19 protein-coding genes are annotated in these 24,072 nt (G+C 64.7%); 5 read left to right on the top strand and 14 right to left on the bottom strand.

The window, feature by feature from the left end; genetic code table 11:
- Window positions 1-27 precede the first annotated feature (27 nt).
- From xylA to ACHFB9_RS06420, 3 genes are all read right to left on the bottom strand, one after another.
- Window positions 28-1,341, bottom strand: a complete 1,314-nt coding sequence (gene xylA / locus ACHFB9_RS06430; RefSeq protein ID WP_417070370.1) for a xylose isomerase — start codon at window positions 1,339-1,341, stop codon at window positions 28-30.
- Between the two features lie 38 nt (window positions 1,342-1,379).
- Window positions 1,380-2,846 carry a xylulokinase gene (gene xylB, locus ACHFB9_RS06425; RefSeq protein WP_417070368.1) on the bottom strand — a complete coding sequence of 489 codons (1,467 nt, stop codon included), beginning with the start codon at window positions 2,844-2,846 and terminating at the stop codon, window positions 1,380-1,382.
- 175 nt (window positions 2,847-3,021) lie between these two features.
- Window positions 3,022-4,590, bottom strand: coding sequence for a peptide MFS transporter (locus ACHFB9_RS06420; RefSeq protein ID WP_417070366.1), 1,569 nt, complete (start codon window positions 4,588-4,590; stop codon window positions 3,022-3,024).
- Between the two features lie 288 nt (window positions 4,591-4,878).
- Between ACHFB9_RS06420 and ptsP the strand changes: the two genes are divergently transcribed.
- From ptsP to ACHFB9_RS06395, 5 genes are all read left to right on the top strand, one after another.
- On the top strand, window positions 4,879-7,398 hold the full coding sequence (ptsP, locus tag ACHFB9_RS06415) for a phosphoenolpyruvate--protein phosphotransferase (protein ID WP_417070364.1): 2,520 nt from the start codon (window positions 4,879-4,881) through the stop codon (window positions 7,396-7,398).
- Between the two features lie 32 nt (window positions 7,399-7,430).
- Window positions 7,431-9,221, top strand: a complete 1,791-nt coding sequence (gene ptsG / locus ACHFB9_RS06410; RefSeq protein ID WP_417070363.1) for a PTS glucose transporter subunit IIBC — start codon at window positions 7,431-7,433, stop codon at window positions 9,219-9,221.
- 115 nt (window positions 9,222-9,336) lie between these two features.
- On the top strand, window positions 9,337-9,939 hold the full coding sequence (locus tag ACHFB9_RS06405; RefSeq protein ID WP_417070361.1) for an HD domain-containing protein: 603 nt from the start codon (window positions 9,337-9,339) through the stop codon (window positions 9,937-9,939).
- A gap of 100 nt (window positions 9,940-10,039) precedes the next feature.
- Entirely contained in the window at window positions 10,040-10,930 is an 891-nt protein-coding gene (locus ACHFB9_RS06400) for an AraC family transcriptional regulator (RefSeq protein WP_417070359.1), read from the top strand.
- A gap of 100 nt (window positions 10,931-11,030) precedes the next feature.
- On the top strand, window positions 11,031-11,864 hold the full coding sequence (locus ACHFB9_RS06395) for a GH12 family glycosyl hydrolase domain-containing protein (RefSeq protein WP_417070357.1): 834 nt from the start codon (window positions 11,031-11,033) through the stop codon (window positions 11,862-11,864).
- Between the two features lie 89 nt (window positions 11,865-11,953).
- On the opposite strand, the gene ACHFB9_RS06390 is transcribed toward ACHFB9_RS06395, so the two are convergent.
- From ACHFB9_RS06390 to ACHFB9_RS06340, 11 genes are all read right to left on the bottom strand, one after another.
- Window positions 11,954-12,442 (bottom strand): hypothetical protein, encoded by a 489-nt coding sequence (locus ACHFB9_RS06390; protein WP_417070355.1) that lies wholly within the window; start codon window positions 12,440-12,442, stop codon window positions 11,954-11,956.
- Between the two features lie 299 nt (window positions 12,443-12,741).
- Window positions 12,742-15,063 carry an exo-beta-N-acetylmuramidase NamZ domain-containing protein gene (locus ACHFB9_RS06385; RefSeq protein ID WP_417070353.1) on the bottom strand — a complete coding sequence of 774 codons (2,322 nt, stop codon included), beginning with the start codon at window positions 15,061-15,063 and terminating at the stop codon, window positions 12,742-12,744.
- A 10-nt stretch (window positions 15,064-15,073) separates the two neighbouring features.
- Complete coding sequence (locus tag ACHFB9_RS06380; protein WP_417070351.1) at window positions 15,074-16,324, bottom strand: putative glycoside hydrolase; 1,251 nt, start codon at window positions 16,322-16,324, stop codon at window positions 15,074-15,076.
- Window positions 16,321-17,115: a polysaccharide deacetylase family protein gene (locus ACHFB9_RS06375; RefSeq protein WP_417070349.1), complete on the bottom strand. Its 795-nt coding sequence runs from the start codon at window positions 17,113-17,115 to the stop codon at window positions 16,321-16,323. The genes ACHFB9_RS06380 and ACHFB9_RS06375 overlap by 4 nt, the downstream gene beginning before the upstream one ends.
- A 132-nt stretch (window positions 17,116-17,247) precedes the next feature.
- Entirely contained in the window at window positions 17,248-17,592 is a 345-nt protein-coding gene (locus ACHFB9_RS06370) for a diacylglycerol kinase (protein WP_417070348.1), read from the bottom strand.
- Window positions 17,593-17,645: 53 nt separating this feature from the next.
- Entirely contained in the window at window positions 17,646-18,932 is a 1,287-nt protein-coding gene (locus ACHFB9_RS06365; protein ID WP_417070346.1) for a mechanosensitive ion channel family protein, read from the bottom strand.
- Entirely contained in the window at window positions 18,929-20,197 is a 1,269-nt protein-coding gene (locus ACHFB9_RS06360) for an RsmB/NOP family class I SAM-dependent RNA methyltransferase (protein ID WP_417070344.1), read from the bottom strand. The genes ACHFB9_RS06365 and ACHFB9_RS06360 overlap by 4 nt, the downstream gene beginning before the upstream one ends.
- Before the next feature lie 19 nt (window positions 20,198-20,216).
- On the bottom strand, window positions 20,217-21,338 hold the full coding sequence (locus ACHFB9_RS06355; RefSeq protein WP_417070342.1) for a DUF3108 domain-containing protein: 1,122 nt from the start codon (window positions 21,336-21,338) through the stop codon (window positions 20,217-20,219).
- Entirely contained in the window at window positions 21,331-21,972 is a 642-nt protein-coding gene (purN, locus tag ACHFB9_RS06350; RefSeq protein WP_417070340.1) for a phosphoribosylglycinamide formyltransferase, read from the bottom strand. The genes ACHFB9_RS06355 and purN overlap by 8 nt, the downstream gene beginning before the upstream one ends.
- 57 nt (window positions 21,973-22,029) lie before the next feature.
- Window positions 22,030-22,680, bottom strand: a complete 651-nt coding sequence (locus ACHFB9_RS06345; protein ID WP_417070338.1) for a DedA family protein — start codon at window positions 22,678-22,680, stop codon at window positions 22,030-22,032.
- 120 nt (window positions 22,681-22,800) lie between these two features.
- A complete protein-coding gene (locus ACHFB9_RS06340; protein ID WP_417070336.1) occupies window positions 22,801-24,024 on the bottom strand; it encodes an ABC transporter substrate-binding protein in 1,224 nt (407 codons plus the stop codon).
- Window positions 24,025-24,072 lie beyond the last annotated feature (48 nt).

Below are 24,072 nucleotides of genomic sequence, written 5' to 3'. Positions count from 1 at the left end.
TGGCTGCGCCACCGCGTACAGGGTGGATCAGATGTAGCTGTTGAGCAGGTTCTCGGTCAGTTCCTGACGACCGGAACGGGGCAGCACATCGACGTTGCGGTCGATCACATGCTGGGCAACCGCATCGAGGCCCAGCTTGCCGGTCATGATCTTCTGACCGAATTCACCCTGCCAGCCCGCGTAGCGATCCTTCGTGACCTGCGCGAACTTGCCATCGTTGATCATCTTCTCGGCGATCAGCAGCGCGCGCGCGGTGACGTCCATCGCGCCGATGTGGCCGTAGAACAGATCGACCGGGTCGATCGACTGACGGCGAACCTTGGCGTCGAAGTTGACGCCGCCGGTCGTGAACCCGCCACCTTGCAGGATGTAATACATCGCCAGAGTCGTGTCGGGGATGCTGTTCGGGAACTGGTCGGTATCCCAGCCGCACTGCGCATCGCCCCGGTTCATGTCGATCGAACCGAAGATGCCCAATGCGTTCGCGGTCGCGATCTCGTGCTCGAAGCTGTGGCCGGCCAGCGTCGCGTGGTTCGCTTCGATGTTCATCTTCACTTCGTTTTCAAGACCGTACTTCTTCAGGAAGCCATAGACGGTCGCGGTGTCGAAGTCGTACTGGTGCTTGGACGGTTCGCGCGGCTTCGGCTCGATCAGGATCGGACCCTTCAGGCCGATCTTGTGCTTGTAATCGACGGCCATCGTCAGGAAGCGACCGAGCTGTTCGAGTTCGGCTTTCATGTCGGTATTGATCAGCGTCTCGTAGCCTTCGCGGCCGCCCCACATCACATAGTTCGCGCCGCCGAGTTTCAGCGTTGCATCCATCGCTTCCTTGACCTGCAGCGCGGCCATCGCGAAGATTTCCGGATCCGGGTTCGTCGAGGCGCCGGACATGAAGCGACGGTGGCTGAACATGTTCGCCGTGCCCCACAAGAGCTTCATGCCGGTCTCTTCCTGCTTCTTGGCCAGCACATCGACGATGCGGCGCAAGTTGTCGACGCTCTCGCGCGGAGTCGCGCCTTCGGGAGCGACGTCACGGTCGTGGAAGCAGTAGAAAGGCGCACCGAGCTTGCTGAAGAATTCGAACGCGACATCGGCCTTGAGCAGCGCTGCGTCCATCTCGCTCGCCATGTGGTGCCAGGGGCGCATGAAGGTGTCGCCACCGAACGGATCGCCGCCGTTCCAGCAGAAGTTGTGCCAGTAGCAGGCCGCGAAGCGCAGCTGGTCTTCCATCCTCTTGCCGAGCACGACGCGGTCGGCATCGTAGTACTTGAACGCGAGCGGGTTGCTCGATTCCGGACCTTCGTAGCGGATTTTCTCGATGCCGTCGAAATAGCTTTTCATGTCTGTCTCCTGAACCACTTGTTTATAAGGAATGCCCCTCAGCGCACGAACAGCTCGCGCAGCCGGGGATAGAGCGAAGTGAAACGTTGATAGCGGGGAAGCAGCCTTTCGCGCTGTGCGGCGTTGGGCAGGAAGCGGTCGCGCACGACCGGAGCACGGCAGACCGTCTCGACGCTGCCGCCCGCGGCCAGCCAGCCGAGCCGGGCCGCACCGAGCGCACCGCCGGTCTCGCTGCCCTCCAGCGTCACGACCTCGGTATTGAGGATAGACGCCAAAAGCTGGGCCCATTCGGCGCTGCGCGAACCGCCGCCGACCAGAGCCAGACGGCCGACGACAGTACCCGCCGATTGCAGCGCGGCCAGACCATCCATCGTTCCGAAGGCGACGCCTTCGATGACCGAGTAGGCTAGATGCGCCGCGCTCGTGTCGTGATTGAGGCCGAAGAACACGCCCTGGGCCTGGGCATCGTTGTGCGGAGTCCGCTCGCCGGACAGATAGGGCAGAAAGATCGGCGCGGCCATCCGCTCATCGACGCTCAAGGCATTCGCCTCGGCGAGCAGAGCGCCTTCGTTCTCGGCGTGGACCAGCCGGGTCACCCAGGAGAGGCAGCTCGCGGCCGACAGCATCACGCTCATCTGGTGCCAGCGATTCGGCACCGCGTGGCAGAAGGCATGGACGGCCGAAGCCGGATTCGGACGGAAGCGGTCGGTGACGACGAAGAGCACTCCGCTGGTGCCCAGCGAGATGAAGCCGTCTCCCGGCGCGACGGCACCGATGCCGATCGCGCTGGCCGCGTTGTCACCGCCGCCGCCGGCGACGACGACATCCTCCGACAGGCCCCAGGCGCTCGCGACTTCGGGCAAGAGCTTGCCCGAGACTTCGCTGCCTTCGACGAGGCGAGGCATCTGCGCACGGGTCAGGCCCGTCGCGGCGAGCAACTCGTCCGACCAGTCGCGCTTCGCGACATCGAGCCACAGCGTCCCGGCGGCATCGGACATCTCGGAGACCTTGTCTCCGACCAGCTTCATGCGCAGGAAATCCTTGGGCAGCAGAACCGCGGCGATCTTCTTGAAGATCTCCGGTTCATGCTTGGCGACCCAGACCAGCTTGGGCGCCGTGAAACCGGGCATCGCGAGGTTGCCCGAGATCTGCGGCAGCTCCGGGCAGCGCGCGGTCAGCTCGGCGCACTCGGCGGCCGAACGGGTGTCGTTCCACAGGATGGCCGGACGCAGAACCTGATCCTTCGCGTCGAGCAGCGTCGCTCCGTGCATCTGGCCGGACAGGCCGATCGCCCGCACTTTCGCGAATTCATCCGGCGCCTTGGCGCGCAGCGCCGCGACAGCCTTGCCGGTCGCGCTCCACCATTCATTCGGGTCCTGCTCCGACCAGTGGGGCTGGGGCCGGGAAACCGCGATCTTTTCGCCCGCCGTCGCGACGATCGTGTGATCGTCGGCGAGCAGCAGCAGTTTGACTTCCGAAGTACCCAGATCGATTCCGAGGAACATGTTCTCCCCTTGTTTTCGTTTTGGTCCGAAGCGGACCTCCTTTGGTGATTCGAACTCTAGGACAAGTTTGTTCGAGCGTCAAACAAAATATAAAAAAGATATTTCGCCCGGCTGTGAACGAAAAAAAGCCCGTCACGAGGACGGGCTTTTCGGTATGCAAGGAAATTCAAAGGCTTCAGTCCTTGCCGTGCATCAGGCGCCGAACCAGCGGCGTGATCAGCAACAGCACGACGCCAGCGCCGATCGACGAGCCGACCAGGAACCAGTAGAGCGGGATTCCGTAGCCGTGCAGCATCGCTTCGAGCGTGCCGGACAGGTAGTTCGCTACCGCCGACGAGAGCAGCCAGACGCCCATCAGCAGACCGCCCAGACGAGCCGGAGCAACCTTGGAGACCATGGACAGACCGACCGGCGAGAGCATCAGCTCGCCCATCGTGTGGATGAAGTAGACGATGAACAGCCACTGCGGGCCGACCGGACCGGTCGCATCGGCCTTGGCCTGGGCGATCGCGAGCACGATGAAGCCCAGACCCAGAACGACCATGCCCCAGCCCTGCTTGGCAGTCGAGGACAGCGCGAAGCGCGAGCTGTCCATCCGCTTCCACAGCGCCGAGAAGACGGGCGCGAACAGGATGATCACCAGAGGATTGACCGACTGGAACCAGGAAGCGGGAATCTCGAAGCCCTTGGACAGCGGCAGCAGGATGTTGGCGATGAACCAGTTATCCGATACGAGCCAGGATTCCGGCGTAGCGAAGAACCCGGCGACATGGCGATCGGTCTGGGTGTCGGCGAACAGGCTCATCGTGCCGCCCGCCTGCTCGAAGCCCATCCAGAAGAAGATCACGAAGAACACGATGATCGCGATCGCGAAGATCCTGTGCCACTCTTCCCGGGTGACCGGCTGGGCCGAGGCGTCCTTCTTGCCGATCAGGCCGGGCGCCTTGACCGCGGCGACGATCAACGCGGCCCCGAGCAAGAGCTTGCCCCACAGCGGCAGCGGCGCGATCAGCGCCGAGATCCCGCCCCAGGCCCAGATCACCGCATAGACGAAGGGGATCGCGGCAAGGCTGATCGCGAGAATGCGCAGCCAGTCGGAGCGGTCGATCGCGGTCTGCCCGGAGCGAAGCCCGGCGTTGCCGAGCAGTTTCTGGTTGTACAGCAAAGAGAAAAGACCGCAGCCCATACCGATACCCGCCGAAGCGAAGCCCCAGTGCCAGCCCACCTTCTCGCCCAGAGTGCCGGCGACCAGCGGCGCGAAGAACGCGCCCATGTTGATCCCCATGTAGAAGATCGTGTAGCCGGCATCGCGGCGCGAATCGTGTTCGCGATAGAGCTGACCGACCATCGTCGAGGTGTTGGGCTTGAAGAAACCGTTACCGACGATCAGCAAGCCCAAGGCGAGATGAAGCAGAGGCTCGAAGGCCATCGCGAAGTGGCCGAACATCATGATGATGCCGCCGATCACCGCGCCCTGGCGAAGGCCGAGGTACTTGTCGGCGAGGTAGCCACCGATCAGCGGAGTCAGATAGACGAGTCCCGTATAGATCCCGTAGAGCTCCAGCGCGTGGGCGCGGTCATAGTGCAGCGCATTGACCAGATAGAGCACCAGCAGGGCGCGCATTCCGTAGTAAGAGAAGCGCTCCCACATCTCGGCGAAGAAGATCACCTTGAGGCCACGGGGGTGACGCTCGGTAGGCTCCGCGGCCAGGACTCCGGGCGCGGGGACTGCGGTTGTTGTCATCGTTTGTTCTCGTCAGTGGATGGAACAGGCCTTCCAGGCCCAAAGCGTGATTCTCTCACTGCTAGGGGCTTTCCCGCATCGCTTGTCGCTATATCCATCTTACGAAAAACACGACAAACCCCGGCTCCGCGCTGTAGACAAAGCCTGCGCGCGTAGCACCCCGCGCCTATGCTGATCTAAAACAACATTTATGCCTCGATAAATGCTAGGGTTAACCCTCATCAGGGTATACCCGGACTCCTTCCGCGGAAGAACCCGACAACCATTTGAATCATCAGGAGTTGTTTGATGCAAGCACCCGCAGCCAGGCTGGAAATCCTCGCCCCGCTCTCCGGGGTTCTGATTCCGCTCGAATCGGTTCCGGATCCGGTCTTCGCACAGAAAATGGTCGGTGACGGCATTTCTCTGGATCCGACTTCGGGCGAGCTGCTCGCCCCGGTCTCCGGCGTCGTGACCCAGCTTCACCAGGCCCACCACGCTCTGACGATCACGACCGCCGAAGGCATTGAAGTGCTGGTCCACATCGGCATCGATACCGTTCTGCTCAAGGGCGAGGGTTTCAAGCCCGCGGTCAAGCAGGGAGACCGGATCACGGCCGGCCAGCTTCTGATCAGCTTCGATGTCGACCTCGTCGCACGCAAGGCGCGCAGCCTGCTGACCCAGGTTCTGATCGCCAACGTCGAAAAGGTGATGCGCTTCGTGCCGGCCAACGGCCTCGTCGAAGCGGGCAAGTCGGTCGCGCTGACGATTGAACTCGCTGCCGAGACTTCGACCACCACGCAGACTGGAACGCATGCCGCGCTGACCGGCGAAGCGGTGAGCCTGCCCAACCCGTCCGGCCTGCACGCTCGCCCCGCCGCGGTGCTCGCCGCCGAAGCGAAGAAGTACAAGTCCGACCTGCGCCTCGTGCGCGGCTCCGACGAAGCGAACGCGAAGTCGGTCGTCGCGATCATGGGGCTCGCGACCCGCGAAGGCGATGCGGTCGCGATCCGCGCCACGGGTCCCGACGCAGCGGAAGCGATCCGCTCGCTGTCGGCGCTGCTCGCGTCCGGCTGCGGTGAAGCCGCCGGCGAAGCGCCGGGCGAGGAAACCACCGAGCCCGCCCCGGTTCGCGCCAAGCCCGCCTCGGCCAACGAACTGGCCGGTGTCTCGGCCTCGCCGGGTCTCGCGGTCGGCAAGATCGTCCAGTACCGCCAGCAGATCATCGCAGTCAGCGAGCGCGGCGAGTCGGCGAGCGTCGAACGCCTGAAGCTCGATGCCGCGCTGCACGAAGCCCGCAACCAGATCGAAACGCTGAAGGGCCGCCTGTCCGACCCGGCCAAGGCGCAGATCCTGGTCGCCCACCAGGAACTGCTCGAAGACCCCGACCTCGTCGATCTGGCGATCGAAGGCATCGGCGATGGCAAGAGCGCCGGCTTTGCATGGCGCGAAGCCTTCACCCGCTATGCGACCCGCCTCGAAGGGCTGGACAACGCACTGCTGCGCGAACGCGCCAATGACATCCGCGACGTCGGCCGCCGCGTTCTGGCCCTGCTCGCCGGAGTCGAACAGGCCCAGATCGACGTGCCCGCAGGCTCCATCCTGATCGCCGAAGAGCTGACTCCGTCCGACACGGCTTCCTTCGACCGCAGCAAGGTGCTCGGCTTCTGCACGACCGGCGGCGGCGCGACCAGCCACGTCGCGATCCTCGCCCGCTCGCTGGGCATCCCGGCGATCTGCGGCATCGACGAAGCAGCGCTGACCCTGACCGAAGGTTCGCTGGTCGTTCTCGACGGCAGCAAGGGCCTTCTACTCAAGAAGCCCTCTGAAACAGAGATCGCCGAAGCCCAGGCCAGGGTTGCCCGTCAGGCCACCAAGCGCGCCGAAGAGATGGCCGCGGCCAGCGAAGCGGCGATCACGACCGACGGACACCACATCGAAGTCGTCGCGAACGTGCGCAACGCCGCCGACACCCAGGAAGGCGTCACCCACGGCGCCGAAGGCGTCGGCCTGCTGCGTTCCGAATTCCTGTTCGACGACCGCGATACCGCCCCGAGCGAAGAGGAACAGGCTGCCGCCTACAAGGCGGTTGCGCAGGCGCTCGGCCACGACCGCCCGCTGGTGATCCGGACTCTGGATGTCGGTGGCGACAAGCCCCTGCCCTATCTGCCCCTGCCCCGCGAAGACAACCCCTTCCTGGGTCTGCGCGGCATCCGGGTCAGCCTTGAATATCCGGAGATCTTCCGTACCCAGCTGCGCGCAATCCTTCAGGCTGCCCCGCTCGCCCGACTGCACATCATGTTCCCGATGGTCGCAACGCTCGACGAGCTGCGCGCCGCAAAGGCAATCCTCGCCGAGGAAGTCCAGGCCAGCGGCCATCCGTCGGCCAAGGTCGGCGTCATGATCGAAGTTCCGTCGGCGGCGGTGATGGCCGAAGTGTTCGCACCGGAAGTCGACTTCTTCTCGATCGGCACAAACGATCTGACCCAGTACACGCTGGCGATGGACCGCGGCCACCCGAAGCTCGCGAAACAGGCCGACGGCCTGCACCCGTCGGTGCTGAGGATGATCTCGCTGACCGTCGAGGGCGCGCACAAGCACGGCAAATGGGTCGGCGTCTGCGGCGGCCTCGCGTCCGACGCGATGGCGGTCCCGGTGCTGGTCGGCCTCGGTGTCGATGAGCTCTCGGTCTCGGTCCCGGCAATCCCGGCGATCAAGGCCCTGGTCAAGCGCCTCTCGCACGCCGAGTGCACGCAGATGGCAAATGAAATCCTGCATCTGGGAACGGCCGCAGAAGTGCGCTCGCGCCTGGCTGCATATGCAGATTGATCGCAGTACCCCTTTGGAGGAGATAATTAACCATGTTTAGCAACGCATTCGCGGTCCTGCAGAAGATCGGCAAAGCGCTGATGCTGCCGGTGGCCGTCCTGCCTGTCGCAGGTCTGCTGCTCGGTCTCGGCGCCACCGATTTCCACACGACCAACCAGGTCGCACTGACCATCCTGTCGCTGATGAAGAACTCCGGCGACGTGATCTTCGGCAACCTGCCGCTGATCTTCGCGATCGGCGTCGCGCTCGGCTTCACCGAGAACGACGGTGTCGCGGCGATCGCCGCAACGATCGGCTACCTCGTCATGACCGTGACGCTGGGCGTGATGGCCGGAATCATGGGCATCAAGCCGGACACGATCATGGGCCTGCCCTCGATCCAGACCGGCGTGTTCGGCGGCATCCTCGCCGGCGGCCTCGCTGCCTGGATGTTCAACCGCTACTTCCGGATAGCGTTGCCGGCTTACCTCGGCTTCTTCGCCGGCAAGCGCTTCGTCCCCATCGTGACCGCGATCGCCGCGATCGTGCTGGGAGCGATTCTGTCCTTTGTCTGGCCCCCGATCGGCGGCGCCATCAAGGCCTTCTCGCACTGGGCCGCGGTCAGCGATCCGCGCACCGCAGCGACCGTCTACGGTTTCGTCGAACGTCTGCTGATCCCCTTCGGTCTGCACCACATCTGGAACGTGCCTTTCTTCTTCGAGATGGGCTCCTTCACCGACGCAGCCGGCAAGGTCGTCAGCGGCGACATCAACCGCTTCTTCGCGGGTGACCGCACCGCCGGCGTGCTGGCGGGTGCCTTCCTGTTCAAGATGTTCGGTCTGCCCGCCGCCGCGATCGCGATCTGGCACAGCGCCAAGCCCGAGAACAAGCTCGCCGTCGGCGGCATGATGGTCTCGGCCGCACTGACCTCGTTCCTGACCGGCATCACTGAGCCGATCGAGTTCGCCTTCCTGTTCGTCGCTCCTGTGCTGTACTTCATCCACGCTCTGCTCGCCGCGTCCTGCCAGTTCGTCGCGAACACGATCGGCATGCACATGGGCTTCACCTTCTCGCAGGGCGGCATCGACTTCCTGATGTTCAACCTGATCGGCAACAAGTCCCAGGGTGCGCTCTATGTGTTCATCCTCGGCCCGATCTACGCCGCGATCTACTACACGGTGTTCCGCTTCGTGATCACGAAGTTCAACCTGAAGACTCCGGGTCGTGAAGACACCGTCGAAGGCGCGGCCCCCGTCGCGCACAGCGCCGGCCAGCACGGCAAGGCCCTGGATCTGGTTCTCGCTTTCGGTGGCCGCAGCAACATCGCCAGCCTCGACGCCTGCATCACCCGCCTGCGCGTCGCGGTCAAGGAACCGGCCAAGGTCGATCAGGCCCGTCTGAAGGCACTCGGAGCTTCTGGCGTCGTCACGGTCGGCAACGGCTTCCAGGCGATCTTCGGGCCGCTGTCCGAAAACCTGAAGACCGACATGTCCGAGTACCTGAAAGTGGCCGGTCCCGAAGCGGATCTGGGCAGCGCTCCGATCGCCGCGGCTGCGCCTGCACCCGCCGCAGCCGCTCCGGCCGCCGCAGTCGCGATCGAGCCCTGGGTTCGCGAAGCTGCCGGTCCCATGCTCGCCGCTCTGGGCGGACGCGCCAACCTCGGCAAGATCGAGGCAGTCGCCTTCACCCGTCTGCGCGTCGAACTCAAGGACGGCGCGAAGTTTGACGAAGCGGCAGCCAAGCTCGCCGGCGTCGTCGCGACCATGAAGGTCTCGCCGGGGGTCATCCACCTGATCATCGGCGACAAGGCCGAGCAGTTCGCCACTGCGCTTCAATCCGCCTGACAGCCCTTCCCCCTTGGAAGAAGACCCGCACCCCGGTCACGGCCGGGGAAGCGGGCTGGCCAAACGGCACAAATCGGGCGATCCTTCGGGGTCGCCCGATTTTTTTGGATTGCCAATGGAACACCGACTCGAACAACAGATCCGTTTCATCGTCGAGATCGACCGCCTGAAAACCGTGCTGAGGCAGAGCTATCTCGTCGATTCCTCCCGCCGCGAGAACTCCGCCGAGCACAGCTGGCATGTAAGCCTGATGGCTCTCGTGCTCGCCGAGCACTCGGCTGAGCCGGTCGATCGCAGCCATGTGATGGAGCTGCTGCTCGTGCACGACCTGGTCGAGATCGACGCCGACGATACCTTCGCCTACGACGATGCCGGTAACGCGACGAAAGAGGCACGCGAGAAGGCCGCAGCCGAACGGATCTTCGGTCTGCTGCCTGTCGATGACGCGATGCGGCTGCACGCACTGTGGGACGAGTACGAGGCCGGCGAAACCCCCGAAGCGCGCTTCGCGCTGTCGCTGGATCGCCTGATGCCGATGATCCACAACGCGATGACGGCCGGCCGTGCCTGGCAGGCCAACGGGGTCACGGCCAACCGCGTGCGCCAGCGCACCGAATCGATCCGCCGCGGCGCCCCCAGGCTTGCCGACTATGCGCTCGCGCTCGTCGAATCCTCGGTCAGGGCCGGCCATCTTCCGGAAGGACCGGAACAGGCCTGAAACACAGCGCGAAAGGGGGGATTCCCGTAGCGTTCAAACCCGCTTTGTGGCAGGCTTGCAAACGTTATCACACGCAGCTCGCCCGGCCCCGAAACCTCCGATGACACGCGCCCCCAGCCCCCACACCCCACTCGACAGTCATGCGAGAAGGCTCAACCGCGTCATCGACCATGTCGACACCCACCTCGCCGAGGATCTGAGGCTGGAGCATCTGGCCCCGCTCGCGGCTTTCTCTCCGTTTCACCTGCACCGTCTCTTTCACAGCTGGACGGGCGAGACGATCAGGGATTTCGTGCGCCGTCGCCGGCTCGAGACCGCCGGAATCCGGTTGCGCAACGCGCCAGGCCTGTCGATACTCGAGATCGCGCTGTCCTGTGGCTTTTCGTCCGCCGAGACTTTTTCGCGCTCGTTCCGGCAGCACTTCGGTCTCTCGCCCAGCGCCTGGCGCGTCCACCCCGCCCTCGCATCCCGCCCCGACTCGCAATCGATCAGCCCGGCACAGGATCTGGGGCTTGAATCCGTCGAGCTGCACCGCTTTCCCTCACGCGAAGTGCTCTACTGGCGCGCCCGAGGGGACTACGCCGAGGTGGTCGATTCGCTCTGGGCGCGCTTTCTTCCCTGGGTGCGCTCCATCGGTCTGGAGAACCAGCCGCTGCTGGGCATGGGCCTGGACGACCCGGCCATCACCGCCGCCCGACACCGGCGCTACGATGCCTGCGTGGTCCTGCCCGAAAGCTGGCAGGACATGGCTTGCCAGCTCTCCTCCCGCAAGCGGGTCGAGGGGGGCTGGTACGCCTGTCTCGCCTTCCCGGCCGAGCGCATCGACATCGGGGCCGCCTGGTCCTGGCTGCTCAAAGAGTGGTTGCCCGGAAGCGGTTTCACCGCGGGGACGGCCCCGTTTTTCGAAGCCTATCCGGTCAATCCGCAACTCAGCGAGAGAAGGCGGACCGATGCCTTGCTCTGCATGCCGGTCCTTCCTCTGGCGCGCTGAAGCGCAAGCCGGGCAAGGTTTGGCGCAAGCCGCGACAGCAGGGCTCCGGCTTCTCCCCGCTATATTGGGCACACCCTGAATGAATCCGAGGAGACACCCGATGCGCATGCCCCTTCTTGCCCTGCTGCTGCTCGCCGCCTGCGCAGGCTCACCGACCGCCAGCAAGCCGGACTTCCCGGCCCCCGGACGCAGCGAAGCCGGAGTCAGCGCGGACTGCGCCGCCTGGGCGAGCGCGATCGTCGGCCCCTACAAGTACGAGAACAACGTCTGGGGAATCGACAAGGCTCATGGCTTCACCCCGGAACAATGCCTGCTGCGCCGGAACCGGGATGGCCATGACGAGATCGGCTGGACCTGGAACTGGCCGGGAAACGATCCGACCGTGTTCGCCTATCCACAGATCATGTTCGGCTGGAAACCCTGGTCCGGCGGAACGCCTTCCGACCCTCGCTTCCCGCTTCGCATATCGGACATGCAGAGCCTGAGCCTCGACTACGAGGTCGAGACGCAAGCGACGGGCAGTTACAACCTGGCTCCCGAGATCTGGCTGACCCACAGTGGAAAATGGAGCGAAAAGCCCGATCCGACGCTGATCACCACCGAGATCATGTTCTGGATGGACTACCGGAAGGACGCCGTTCCTGCCGGCAAGATCGTCGATCGGCCCGTGCTCGGAGGCGTTCGCTACGACCTGTTCCGTGCCGACAACATCGGCAACCGTGGCGACGGTCGCGGATGGACGCTCTACTCCTTCCGCAGCCCCACTCGTCAGCTCTCTGGCCGCATTCCGATCGATGAACTGCTGCGCTACATGATCGGCAAGGGCCTGGTCAGCGCGGACGAATATGTCGCCAGCGTCGAATTCGGCAACGAAGTCGTTGGCGGCAGCGGAACGACCTGGGTGCACAAATTCGCGGTCAATGTCGCGCCTTGAGTGCGGAGGGACAAAACCCGGGGTCACGCCCCCGGGTTTTGGAGAGCGCCATCCGGTCTGTCAGTCCGGTAGCAGCGGCAGCTTGACCCTCACCACGCGCTGAGCAGATGCGACTCGCCAATCCCCTGCAACGGCCCCAGAGGGTTGCGGTTCTCCTCGCGCTCGCGAATCACCGGCTGACCGCCAGAGAGCTTGTAGATCACCCTGTTGTCCTTGACGAGCAGGATGCCCTGGAAGCGCCAGCCGGCAATGTCGACCTTGCGCTCGAAGTTCAGGAAATCCACCCAGAAGTTGCCATAGCGTTTGCGCTCGACGACTCTCTGCTCGATCTCATAGCCCTGGCAGGCTGCCTTCGCGGCGATGCATTCGAGAACCCCGGGGGCGATATCGAGGGAACCGTTCAGCGAGACCGGGACGAAGCGGCGCAGCACATCGGAATAATTGAGAAGGATCACGTTGGGATTCGCAGTCAGCGAAAGGCCCAGCGCCGGCAGCTCTTCGACCCGGGTTTCGCCCGGGGAGATACAGTCAAACGCGTTCTGGGCCTCGGCAAAACTATGCCATGGTCCTTCCGTCACGCTCTCACTCTTGGGCAGCAACGAAGAGCATCCGGACGTCAGAAGCACGACGCAGCCACATCCCGCCAAAACCCGAATCCCCTGCATGCCCAGCCCCCTTCCCTGTCGTGAGCGCTTGCCCCACAGCGAAAGCATAGGAAAATCCGCGAGGGTCGGCCGGGCTTGATGGCAGGATAAACCCACAGCCCTCGCAGGCTGTGGGTCTTGAATTTGGCTTCATCTGGTTTCAGTCGGTTCCGTACCTGAGCGAGTGCGGACCGTAGAGGATGCGGGATTGCTCGGTCGCACAGGCGGCCGGGCTAGGGGTAGAGCAGATAGGCCTGTCTGTGCGCACGAAAGCGCTCCAGCTCCGCTCGCCAGCCCTCGGCGATCTGGCGCGGATCGCGGCCTTCGCGCAGCGCCGCCATCACCGAGCGCGACGCGAGCGCGGCAGCGATCTCGTCGAGATGAAAGGCCGCCGGGAAGAGGCTCTGCAACGCATGCGCGAGTTCGATACCCAGTTCGGGCGAGTCGAGCTTCTTGCGATCGACCAGGATCAGCCTCACTCCGTGGCAGAGCTGGTTCCGGTAGCGGTTCTCGGTCGGCGTGAAGCGCGTCGGCTCAAAACGGACTCCGGCGATTCCCCGCGCGTTGAGTCGGCGCGCCAGCGCTTCTGCGTCAATCCACGGCGCTCCGACGAGTTCGAAGGGCGTCGGAGTCCCTCGCCCGACGCTCAGGTTTGCGCCTTCGACGAGACCGACTCCGGGGTACAGATTCGCGGCGATCGCGCTGCGCAGGTTCGGAGAGGGCGGGAGCCAGGCTCGCCCGGTCTGCTCCAGTCCTTCGCGGCGCAGATAGCCGCGCATCCGGATGACCGTCAGCTTCGCGCCGATCGCGTTTCCGGCGTTGAAGAGGCCGGCGAGCTCGCCGACCGTCATGCCGTGGCGGACAGGCAGCGGAAAATAGCCGGTGAAGGAGCGCTGATCGGAGTCGAGCAGCGGTCCCTGGACAGCCTCGCCGCCCAGCGGATTGGGCCGGTCCAGCACAAAGAAAGGAATGCCTTTCGCCGCCGCGGCCTCCATCGCATAGCCCATCGTCGAAATATACGTATAGAAACGCGCACCGGCGTCCTGGATGTCGAAGACCAGCGCGTCGAGACCGGCGAGCATCGCGGGCGTCGGCTTCAGATGTCTGCCATAGAGGCTGAACACCGGAATCTCTCCGGCCGACTCGGTCCCGGTCGGGATCTTCTGGTCGAAGCGGCCATGCAGTCCGTGCTCGGGCGAGAAGATCGCGGCGAGCTTGACGCCCGGCGCACGGCGCAGCAAGTCGATTGCGGAGCGCCCCTGCTCATCGACTCCGGTCTGGTTCGTGATCAGACCCACGCGCAGGCCGGCAAGCGGCGAGAAGCCCGAGCCGGCCAGCACATCGAGGCCGGACGCGAAAGGCGCGACACGCATCGTCGGAAGATCCGCGTAAGACGCGAGCTCAGGCCTCACCTCGGCGATCCTGGCGAATTCGAGCGGCCCCTGGGCGGCAGCGACCAGCGCGAGGATCTTCCAGCGCAGCTCCTTCGCGTCCCCTTTGCCATCGGGATGGACCCGGTTGCTCAGCACGGCGACGAAGCTATCGGTGACGGGGTCTATCCACAGCGCGGTGCCCGTATAGCCATAGTGGTTCAGCGCACCGACCGCGGGCAGAGACTCGCGGTTCGCGACCAGAGGCGGCTCGAGGCGCCAGCCCAGCCCGCGCAGTGGCGGCTCGGCTTTGATCTGGGGCAGGCTCAGCTTTGCGACGGTCTCCGCCTGCAGTATCCGCCGCCCATCGAGACGGCCACCCCCGAGCAGCGCCTGGGCGAAGCGGGCCAGGTCATCCGCAGTCGAGAAAAGCCCCGCGTGCCCGGCCACGCCGCCCATCCGCCAGGCGCTCGGATCGTGGACCTCGCCGCGACGCAGATGGCTGTTCAGGAAACCGGTCGGCGCGATCCGCCCGCGCCAGGCCTCTGGCGGCAGGAAACGGCTGTCTTTCATGCCCAGAGGCGAGAAGATGTGGCGCTCGCAGTAGCGGTCGAGGCGTTCGCCCGAAACCCGCTCGACCAGCATGCCAAGCACTTCGAAGTTGATGTCGCTGTAGAGAATCCGGCGGCCGGGTTCGAAGACGGGATGCTCGGCCAGTATCAGTCTGCTCGCTGCCCTCTCGCCCGACCAGGCGGGGACGAGATCCAGATCGGCGCGCAGGCCCGAGCTGTGCGCGAGCAGCTGCCCCACCGTGATCTCCCCCTTGCCGTGGGACGCGAACTCGGGCCAGTAGCGGGAGGCCGGCGCTGCCAGATCGAGCTTACCGGCTTCGACGAGCTGCAGCACGGCCGTCGTCGTCGCAACGACCTTGGTCAGCGAAGCGAGATCGTAGATCGTGTCCGGCCGGACCTTGTCCCCTTCACCGCTCAGCACGCCGAAGGCTTCCCGATAGAGGATGCGACCGTGCTGACCGACCAGAACCACCGCGCCGGGGAGATGGCCGGCGCGGATCTCTCCTTCGACGACAGGCCCGATGCCGGACAGCGCTTCGGGCGTCAGATCAGCGGCCGCCGCGGGAAGGATCGCGATCAGCGCGAGGCCGGCGAGAAACAGGGCGCGGATCAAGACGGGCCTCTCAGCGCGCGGCGGAAGGTTCGGACTTGAGCCCGGCCGAGCTGTAGTCGTTGCGCGGATTCCACAGCATCCAGCCGTCGCTTCCGAAGGCCTCGGCGGCCGAGATCTGCTCGCGGATCTCGCCGGCACCGAAAACGCGACGGTCGAAAGCGTAGTCGCGGAAGGCCTGCAGCCAGGGGCGGAAGCGCAGCGGCGACACCTTGCTCCTCTCGCCGGCCCGCTTCAGGCTCAGGCCGACGATCTCGCGCGAATGGGCGACCGGATCGCGATAGCCCGGGATGCCGAAGCGAAAACCCGACGGATAGAGCATCGGCGACAGATAGTCCAGATGTTGCACCAGCGCATCGAGCCTCTGGCCGATCTGGGTATCGTCGAGGTTCCAGCTGACATAGCCGAAGATGTCGCCGGCGATGAAGACGTTGTAGGGCGCGAGTGCCTTCCTCGCCGCGGCGAGAAAGGAAGAGATCGCGCCGACCCGCCCTCTCTCGGTGCTGGGCTGCGAGAAGACCGGACTCTCCGCGTCGGGAAAGCGCAGATAGTCGAACTGGATCTCGTCAAAGCCGAGCCCGGCCGCTTCGACGGCGAGCTTGATGTTGTAGTCCCAGACCGCCTCGCGGAAGGGATCGACCCACGCGAGATCCTCGCGATCGCGCCAGAGCCCACCCTTCTTGGTCCGGACAGCCAGCGCGGGGCGCGCGTTCGCGAGCTTGTCGTCCTTGAACACGACGATGCGCGCGATCAGATAGACCCCTTTCTGTTTGAGCGTCGCGATCAGCTCGCGGATGTCCCTGACCGTCGTGATGTCCAGCGCACCGATCTCGCTGGCGAGCGGTACCGAACTCTTGAACGGGATCATGCCCCGGTCGCCCTTGAAATCGATGACCAGTGCATTGAGCTCGGTCCTCTCGATCAGATCCAGAGCCTGATTCCTGATCCCCCGATCGCCAATGCCATAGAAGGAGAGGTAGAGCGCCTTGGCCCGGAAAGGGGCAAGCCGGATCTCGACAGGCTTGCCCGGCGCGACGTTCTGTTCGATGCGGCGGTATCCCGGCGCGCGCGCGGCGATCTTCCCTGGCGCGCCCGCGATGCGGAAGACGCCACGGGCATCGCTGCGCACGACGAGGGCGCCGACGGTGAGCTGTGCATCGGCAATCGGTTGACCGCTCTGCGCATCGAGAACCCGGCCGTCGAGCGCGGCAGCGGCGAGCGGCAGAGTCAGCGCAAAAAAGAGGAGGAGGGTTTTCTCGATCATGGCCTGGTTCCAGCGGGACTTCCCGCCTCCAGCATCCGCGCGAATTCGCGCAGGCTGACGGCGTCGGTGATCAGATAGCGCGGCAGAGCGAGCAGGCGGTCGCCAGCGCGCGGATGCCGCCGATCCAGCGAAAAGGCAGCACGGTAACCGGCCGCAGCGGCCGCCGCAAGCAACTCGTCGTCATAAATCCCGAAAGGCCATGCCAGCATGTCGGCCTCCACGCCCAGGTGTTTCGCCAGCGCGGCCCTGGACTTGCCGAGCTGGGAGCGGAGCAGTTCGCGATACTCGTCAGCCGACAGCCGGCGCTTCTGCTGCTTGAAATTCGGATGCCAGTAGGTATGCGACTGGATGTCGAAGCCCGCCTGGTGCAAAGCCTCGAGCTCGCTCCATTTCAGCGCATAGCTCGCGTTCGAGATCGCCGACGGATAGATGAACAGCGTCACCGGAACCCGCTCGCGGCGCACCAGCGGCAGCATCTCGCTCAGCACCGTCTTATGCCCGTCGTCGACGGTGATCACGACGGCCTTGGCTGGCAGCTTCCCGCCGCGCGCGAGGCCATCGACGAGGCGGGCGAGCGGGATCACTTCGAAGCCATTGCTCCTGAGCCATTCGAGCTGGGCCTGGAAAGCGCTGGTTCGGACCGTCATGCTGTCCACCGCGCTCGCCCCGAACCGGTGATAGACGAGAATCGCGGGCAAGGGGCCGGAGGCCTTGCCCACGACAGTGAAGGGTAAAGGGCCGGAGGCCTTGCCCACGACAGTGAAGGGCAAGGGGCCGGAGGCCTTGCCCACGACAGCATTGATGCATTTTGATGCATCAATGCAAGACCAGCCCCCCTCTGCGCCCGCAGCCACGGCGCCGGAAAGCAAGGCGAGCACCGCGCAGAAGATTCTGCAGATCGCGCCGAACATGTTTCCCCTCTCTCAGCGCAAGAGCAAAGCAACGGCGACGAGCAGCGCAACCAGGCTCGCGACCAGCACCGCGCCCGCCGCGATGTCCTTGACCGCTCGGATCTGCGGATGGATTTCCGGATGCAGGTGGTCGGAGAGGAGTTCGATCACGGTGTTGAAGAGTTCGGCGACCCAGACCAGCCCCACGGCAAGCGCGACGATCGCCCACCACAGCGCGGAGGGGCGGATCAGCAGCAGCGCAACAAACACCGCGGCGCCGGCCAGCGCCTGGAGGCGGAAGCTCGATTCACGGCGCAAGGCCAGGAGGAGGCCGTCCGCGGCAAAGCCCAATCGCTTCGCCAGAGGCTGTCCTTTCATCGTCCCCTCCCCGCTCAGTTTCCGTGCCGCAGGATCACATCACCCTTGTCAGCTTAGCCGGGCGACGGCGCAAAGCCAGCGTTGAGGACGCGAATTTCGCGCTGCGGGAACGGGATCTCGATTCCCTCGTCGCGGAAGCGGCGGAGGATTTCGCGGTTGATCGCCGATTTGACCCCCAGGGAGCCCTGGGCGGGATCGAAGATCCAGAAGCCCAGCTCCAGATCGATGCCGCTGTCACCGAAGTTCGCGAGGAAGGCCGTGGGTTTGGGCTCCCTGAGCACGCGCGGATGGATCAGAGCGCACTCTTCGAGCACAAGCAGCGCCCGTTCAACGTCGCTCGAATAGCCCACCTGGATCTTGATCGAAATCCAGATGTTCTTGTCCGCATAGGTTTCGTTCTGAACCGTTGAAGCGATCAGGGTCTCGTTCGGGACGATCACGTTGATCCCGTTCGGCGAACGCAGCACTGTGTAGCGGGTCGTGATCTCCTGGACTTCGCCGCGATCGCCCGCGACGCTGATCATGTTGCCGATCCGGATCGAGCGGTCGAGCAGGATGATGAAGCCCGAGACATAATTACTCGCGATCTTCTGCATACCGAAGCCCAGCCCCACACCCAGAGCCCCCGAGAACACCGACAGCGTCGTCAGGTCGAGGCCGGCCAGCGACATCGCGACCAGCACGCCGAAGAAAGCCAGCAGAGCCCGGACAATACGCGACATCACGACCCGCGTGCTCAGATCCATCCGTTCGACCTTGAGCAGGCGCTCCTCGATCACGCCGCCGGCCCACATCGCCGACACCATCGTGACCGCGACCGTCAGCCCGCCCTGGATCAGCGACCACATCGAGACCCGCTGGTGCCCGACATGGAAACTGAAGCTGTCCAGCCAGACGATGATGTCGGACAAGAGGCCGATCAGGTCGAGCGCGACGACGATCCAGACCAGGGCTGCCAGGTAGCGCTCGACGCCCTTGAGCCAGCTCGAACGCGCAAAGACCTGACGCAGCGCCAGCTCAATGGTCCGGATCAGCAGCATCGCGAAAGCCATCTGGCCCATGACCGCGAAGACCGTCGAGCGAAAATCCAGGTGGCGGGCGGAAAATCCCGCGATGCCGAAGGTCATCCAGGCCACGGTCGAGGGCAGAAGGTGGCGGGCGAGGCGTTCGCGCACCGAATCCTCGCCGAACTTCGCACGCAGACGCCGGCCGATGAACCAGGCAATGCCCAGCAGACCGACCGCGATCGCGAGCTCGACCTGAACCTCGGTCGAGTGCAGCGCGTCCAGCCAATCAAGAACGCCGTCGATCAAACGCGAAGTGGCCCGGCCATTCGTCATTCAAGCTTCTCCATCACCGCGGCAAAGAAGCCGTCGGTGCCGTGATTGAGCGGATCGAGGCGCAGGCGCTCGCCGCATTCGAGAACGATGTCCTGATCGGCCAGCACCTGCTGGGCCGATAGGGCGCGAAAACCCGGGTGGGCGGCGAGGAAGGCGTCGACGATATCGTCGTTCTCCTCGGCCAGCGGACTGCAGGTCGCATAGACTATGCGGCCGCCCTTCTTCAGCAGCTTCGCGGCCGCGGCGAGGATCGCCCCCTGTTTGACGACGAGTTCAGCAATCGCCTCGGGCGACTGCCGCCACTTGAGGTCGGGGTTGCGGCGCAGAGTCCCCAGCCCGCTGCACGGCGCATCGACGAGGACACGGTCGATCTTGCCAGCCAGGCGCTTCAAACGCGCATCGTTCTCGTGCGCGATCGCCGAAGTGTGGACGTTCGACAGGCCGGAGCGGGCGAGCCTGGGCTTGAGCCGGGCGAGCCTCTTCTCGGACGTATCGAAAGCATAGAGCCGACCGGTCGAGCGCATCTGCGCGCCGAGCAGCAGGGTCTTGCCCCCCGCCCCGGCGCAGAAGTCGGCAACCATCTCGCCGCGTTTGGCGCCGAGCAGAAGGCCCAGCAGCTGGCTGCCCTCGTCCTGCACTTCGAAAGCGCCTTCGAGGAAGAGCGGATGACGCGACAGAGCGGGCTTGTCAGCGAGCCGGATCGCAAACGGAGAATAGCGGCCGGGTGCGGCCTCGATGGCGTCGGCGGCGAAGCGTTCGAGCACCTGCTCGCGCTTGGCCTTGAGCGGATTAACGCGCAGATCCAGAGGCGCGGCCTGGTTCAGCGCCTGGGCGAGTGCCAGCGTCTTCTCCTCGCCGAGACGGGCGACGAGCTTTTCGGTCAGCCAGTCGGGGAGGTCGGCGCGTTCAGCCAAGGACAGCGACAGCGGTTCGCTCTTCGCTGCTTCGCGCCGCTCGGTGATCCAGGCGAGCTCGCCTGCCGAGACCGCGCCTTCGAGATTGCGCGTCGAGAGGCCGAACACCCTGACCTGGGCGGCCACGACGAGGCGGCGTGCGGTCACGCGATCGCCGCACCAGGCTTCTAGATGCCTCAGGTTGCGCAGCACCGCATAGACGGTCTCGGCGATGACGCCGCGGTCGCGGTGGCCCAGAGTCCGCTCGATGCGGAAATAGGACGAGATCAGCGCATCGGCCGGCTGTTCGAAACGCAGCACTTCGGCGAGCACTTCGGTCGCGTGTTCGAGTTGATTCTGATTGACTTGCATGCTTTCTCCGGCTGATTTCTCAGCCTTTATCGTTGGGTCCCCGGTTCTGGGGAGCATTCAGATTGAACTGGATCTTCGTCCCGTCGAGCTCCAGCTCACGGGCGATCTGGTCTATGACGTGGCCCTGCTTGCGGTCATCGACCCGGATACGGATAGGCGCGTTCAGATGATCGCGATCGAGCCATATATCGATGCCGTAATCGCCGCCCTTGGCTTCGCAGTGGAAATGCCGGGTCAGCATCTTGCCCCAGGGCACGCTGAGCACTTCGTTGGCAACCTGGCTCAGTTCGGCTTCGACCCCCCAGCGCCCGGCGACCACCAACAGATCGACCTTCTCAGTGCTCTCGGGCAGAAAGGCCAGATGGAAAGCGAGGCTCAGGATGTCCTGGGCCGCACCGACGATCAGGTACTCACGAACCCGATCCGGCCGCGACGAGATGACCTTGCCGGCCTGCCAGTCGAAGACCGCATGGGACTGCCTGCCGTTCAGATCCTCCTGGAAGCCGGTCGGCGTCAGGCCTTCGGGCCCGACCTTGCCCTGGCTCTGCTGATTCGCGGTGAAGCGCTTGAAAAGCCGGGCGAGACCGGAAGTATTGCCTTCGGCGCGCATCGTATAGTGTTCACCGTCGTGAGACCAGCTCGTCACCAGCTCGCCGACCGCGATCACGTCGCCATAGCGCAGCTGATAGCGGATCCTGCCTTCGCGCGGCCAGGCCAGGACGGGGGCGGCGGGTTTCGCTTCCTCTTCCTCCTCGGCGGCCGGCTCGGAAGCCGAAACTTCCGGCGCATCCTTCTCGGCGAGCGCTCCGGCTCCGGACTCCTCGGCCGGCTTCGCGGCCAGCGCGACGCCCTCCCCCGCGCCTGGCGCGGCGGGGCGCGCCAGAACGGCTTTTCCTCCTCCGGCGCGCGCCGGCGCCTTGCTGCGCGCGTGCGGCTTTGCGCTCGCTGCGACGCCGACCGCCCTGGCGGGCGGCAGCTTCAGCGTTGCCTCGATCCGGATCGGCTCTTCCCTGCCCGGAACAGACCAGGCGGGAGAGAAGAGGATCAGCAGGTGCAGCATCAGCGAGACCGCGAGGGTCAGGTGAAACAGCGTGATCCGGCGCCGGAACCGGGAGAAGCGGGACGCGGCGGAATCAGGCATCGAGGGCGGGCGAGCAGAAGCTACGGGAAGCCGCCGCGCTACCGCGCAGACGCACCCTCCCGCCTGCGCAGCTCAGGCGATCCTCGACGAACCAGCGCAGGGCTTGTGGATAGATCCGGTGCTCGATCTCGAGCACTTTTGCCGCGAGCGTCTCTTCATCATCGGCATCGCTCACTTCCACAACGCCCTGGATCACGACCGGACCTCCGTCCAGCGCCGGCGTTACGAAATGGACCGTCGCGCCATGCAGGCGCACTCCGGCTTCGAGCGCCCGTCGGTGCGTGTGAAGACCGGTGAAGCTGGGCAGCAGAGAAGGATGGACATTGATCATCCGTCCCTCGAAATGGCGGACGAAGTCGTCGCCAAGCACGCGCATGAAGCCCGCCAGCACGACGAGATCGGGAGAGTAACTGTCGATCAAGGCGAGCAATTCGGCGTCGAAAGCCGCCCGATCAGCAAAGCCGCGGTGATCGAGAACACGGGTTTCAACCCCTGCGGCGCGCGCGATCGCCAGCCCTTGGGCGTCGGGGCGGTTGGCGACGACCGCGCAGATGCGCGCCCCCGGAATTGACGCATTCAGGATCGCTTCCATGTTACTGCCGCGACCGGAGATGAGGATCAGCAGATTCTTCATGTCAGTAAAAACGGGCCGGTCCCGCAAGACTGGCCGTTGCAATGATCGGGAATTCGGTCAGACCGCGGCCCGGCGCGCGAGATGCCCGCGCAGATAGCCCACAGCCAAAGGCAGCAGCGAGATTCCGATGATCGCGAAGATCACGATCGAGAGGTTCTGCTTGATCCAGGGCTGATTGCCGAACCAGTAACCGGCCAGGGTCAGCGAGAAGATCCACAGCCCGCCGCCGAGCAGATCCAGCGGCAGGAAGCGGCGATAGTCCATCTTCGCGACGCCGGCGACAAAGGGCGAGAAAGTCCGCACCAGCGGCATGAAGCGGGCAAGGATGATCGTCTTGCCACCGTGGTGCTCAAAAAAGGAATGGGTCTTGTCGAAAGCCTTGCGGTTGAAGAGGCGCGAATTCTCCCAACGGAAAACCCGCGGCCCTATCCCGCGACCGATCCAGTAGTTGACGTTGTCGCCAAGCACTGCGGCCAGGAAGAGCAGGCCCGAGAGCAGGCGGATGTCCATGCCGCCGGTCGCGGCCAGCGCTCCGGCGACGAAGAGCAGCGAGTCTCCCGGCAGGAAAGGCGTCACGACAAGCCCCGTCTCGCAGAAGATCACCGCGAACAGGATCGCGTAGATCCCTATCCCGTAAAGCGCCACCCAGGCCGCGAGATGTTGATCCAGGTGCAGGACGATGTTGAGGAAATCGCTGAGCAGTTCCACTCGGGCTCCAAGGCATGGGTTCGATGAGCGGGCCAGACAAGGCCCGGCGCCGAGCTTAGCACAAGCGGGAAAACCCCATCAGTCGACGCCCCCGCTCACCGGGCGGAGCCCGGCCTGGACTCAGTGGCGCGCCGAAGAGCGCTTGCCGAGGATCACCGCATTGATCTCCTCCTTGTGCGCAAACACGACGCGGCCATCGCGCACTTCGCCGGTCACGACCATGTCCTCGCTGAAGGCTTCGTGGCTGGCGCGCGAGTAGGGCTTGTCGTAAGTCGTCACGATGCCCAGGACCTGTGCTTTCAGGTTTTCAAGCGCGTTGCGGACAGCCGTTCCGTTCACGCTGTTGGCCTGTTTGATCGCCGCCGCGAGAATCAGCACGGAATCGTAGCCCTGAGCCGCGGAGACCGCGGAAGGGATCGCTTCCATCTTGGACTGCTTGCGGAAAGAGATCAGGAACTCCTGGCGCCGGGAGGTGATCGGCTCGGCGATGAAGGTCTGGGTCATCTTGGCCCCATCGCCTGCCTTGCCTGCGCCCTTGATGAAGTTGTCCAGCGACAGGGTCCAGCTCCCCAGCAGCGGGACTTTCAAACCCTGCTTGGTGCGCTCTTTCGCGATCGCAGCCAGTTCAGGCCCGATTCCCCAGACCATCAGGGCCTGGGCTCCCGCGGCGTGGGCCTGGGTGATCAGCGAACGCATATCGGTCTGACCGATCGAAAAGCCTCCCTCGAAGACGGGCTTGAGCCCTCTCTCGGCGAGCTCGCTGCGCAGCAGTTCAAGACCCTGGGTTCCATAGGGCGTGGTGTCGCAGAGCAGGGCGATCTTGCTCAGCTTCATCCGGTTGACCACTTCGCCGACCAAGCGCTCGGTCTGGATCTTGTCGCTGGCCGCGAGCCGGAACACATAGCTGTCGGGGAGCTTGGGCGGCGCGAACTGCTGGGTCAGCGGAGCGCCGGCCGCCATGTTCACGATGACCGGAATCTTTGCCTGCTGAAAGCGCTTCAGGGCCAGCAGACCGACCCCGGTATTGGCGATGCCGAGCACGGCATCGACTTTGTCCTTCTCGACCAGGTCGCGGGCCGCCGCATCGCCCTTGGCGGGATTGGCCTCGTCGTCCTTCTCGACGAGCTGGACAGGGCGACCGAGCAGACCACCCTTCCAGTTCACTTCCGAGACGGCCAGACGCACCGCATGCAGCATCGAAATGCCCATCGACGCGGAGCCCCCCGAGTACGGACCGATCACGCCGATCCGTATCGGCTTCATCGCCTCATCGGCCGCATACGCGGGCGCGACAAGAGCAGTTGCCAGTAAACATCCGAGAATCCAGCTGCCGATTTTCTTCATTTCCGCCTCCACTCAAGAGCGCTGCAGATTGCCAGAAGAACGTCATAA

It is taken from the genome of Niveibacterium terrae (assembly GCF_048213115.1).
GTDB lineage: Bacteria > Pseudomonadota > Gammaproteobacteria > Burkholderiales > Rhodocyclaceae > Niveibacterium > Niveibacterium terrae.
The sequence above is the reverse complement of the archived record's forward strand: the minus strand, read 5'-3'. Positions and strand labels throughout refer to the sequence as shown.

Excerpts from the sequence above, each read along its gene's own strand:
- xylA (WP_417070370.1), bottom strand. The coding sequence starts at position 1,341 with ATGAAAAGCTATTTCGACGGCATCGAGAAAATCCGCTACGAAGGTCCG.
- xylB (WP_417070368.1), bottom strand. The coding sequence starts at position 2,846 with ATGTTCCTCGGAATCGATCTGGGTACTTCGGAAGTCAAACTGCTGCTG.
- ACHFB9_RS06420 (WP_417070366.1), bottom strand. The coding sequence starts at position 4,590 with ATGACAACAACCGCAGTCCCCGCGCCCGGAGTCCTGGCCGCGGAGCCT.
- ptsP (WP_417070364.1), top strand. The coding sequence starts at position 4,879 with ATGCAAGCACCCGCAGCCAGGCTGGAAATCCTCGCCCCGCTCTCCGGG.
- ptsG (WP_417070363.1), top strand. The coding sequence starts at position 7,431 with ATGTTTAGCAACGCATTCGCGGTCCTGCAGAAGATCGGCAAAGCGCTG.
- ACHFB9_RS06405 (WP_417070361.1), top strand. The coding sequence starts at position 9,337 with ATGGAACACCGACTCGAACAACAGATCCGTTTCATCGTCGAGATCGAC.
- ACHFB9_RS06400 (WP_417070359.1), top strand. The coding sequence starts at position 10,040 with ATGACACGCGCCCCCAGCCCCCACACCCCACTCGACAGTCATGCGAGA.
- ACHFB9_RS06395 (WP_417070357.1), top strand. The coding sequence starts at position 11,031 with ATGCGCATGCCCCTTCTTGCCCTGCTGCTGCTCGCCGCCTGCGCAGGC.
- ACHFB9_RS06380 (WP_417070351.1), bottom strand. The coding sequence starts at position 16,324 with ATGATCGAGAAAACCCTCCTCCTCTTTTTTGCGCTGACTCTGCCGCTC.
- ACHFB9_RS06370 (WP_417070348.1), bottom strand. The coding sequence starts at position 17,592 with ATGAAAGGACAGCCTCTGGCGAAGCGATTGGGCTTTGCCGCGGACGGC.
- ACHFB9_RS06365 (WP_417070346.1), bottom strand. The coding sequence starts at position 18,932 with ATGACGAATGGCCGGGCCACTTCGCGTTTGATCGACGGCGTTCTTGAT.
- ACHFB9_RS06360 (WP_417070344.1), bottom strand. The coding sequence starts at position 20,197 with ATGCAAGTCAATCAGAATCAACTCGAACACGCGACCGAAGTGCTCGCC.
- ACHFB9_RS06355 (WP_417070342.1), bottom strand. The coding sequence starts at position 21,338 with ATGCCTGATTCCGCCGCGTCCCGCTTCTCCCGGTTCCGGCGCCGGATC.
- purN (WP_417070340.1), bottom strand. The coding sequence starts at position 21,972 with ATGAAGAATCTGCTGATCCTCATCTCCGGTCGCGGCAGTAACATGGAA.
- ACHFB9_RS06340 (WP_417070336.1), bottom strand. The coding sequence starts at position 24,024 with ATGAAGAAAATCGGCAGCTGGATTCTCGGATGTTTACTGGCAACTGCT.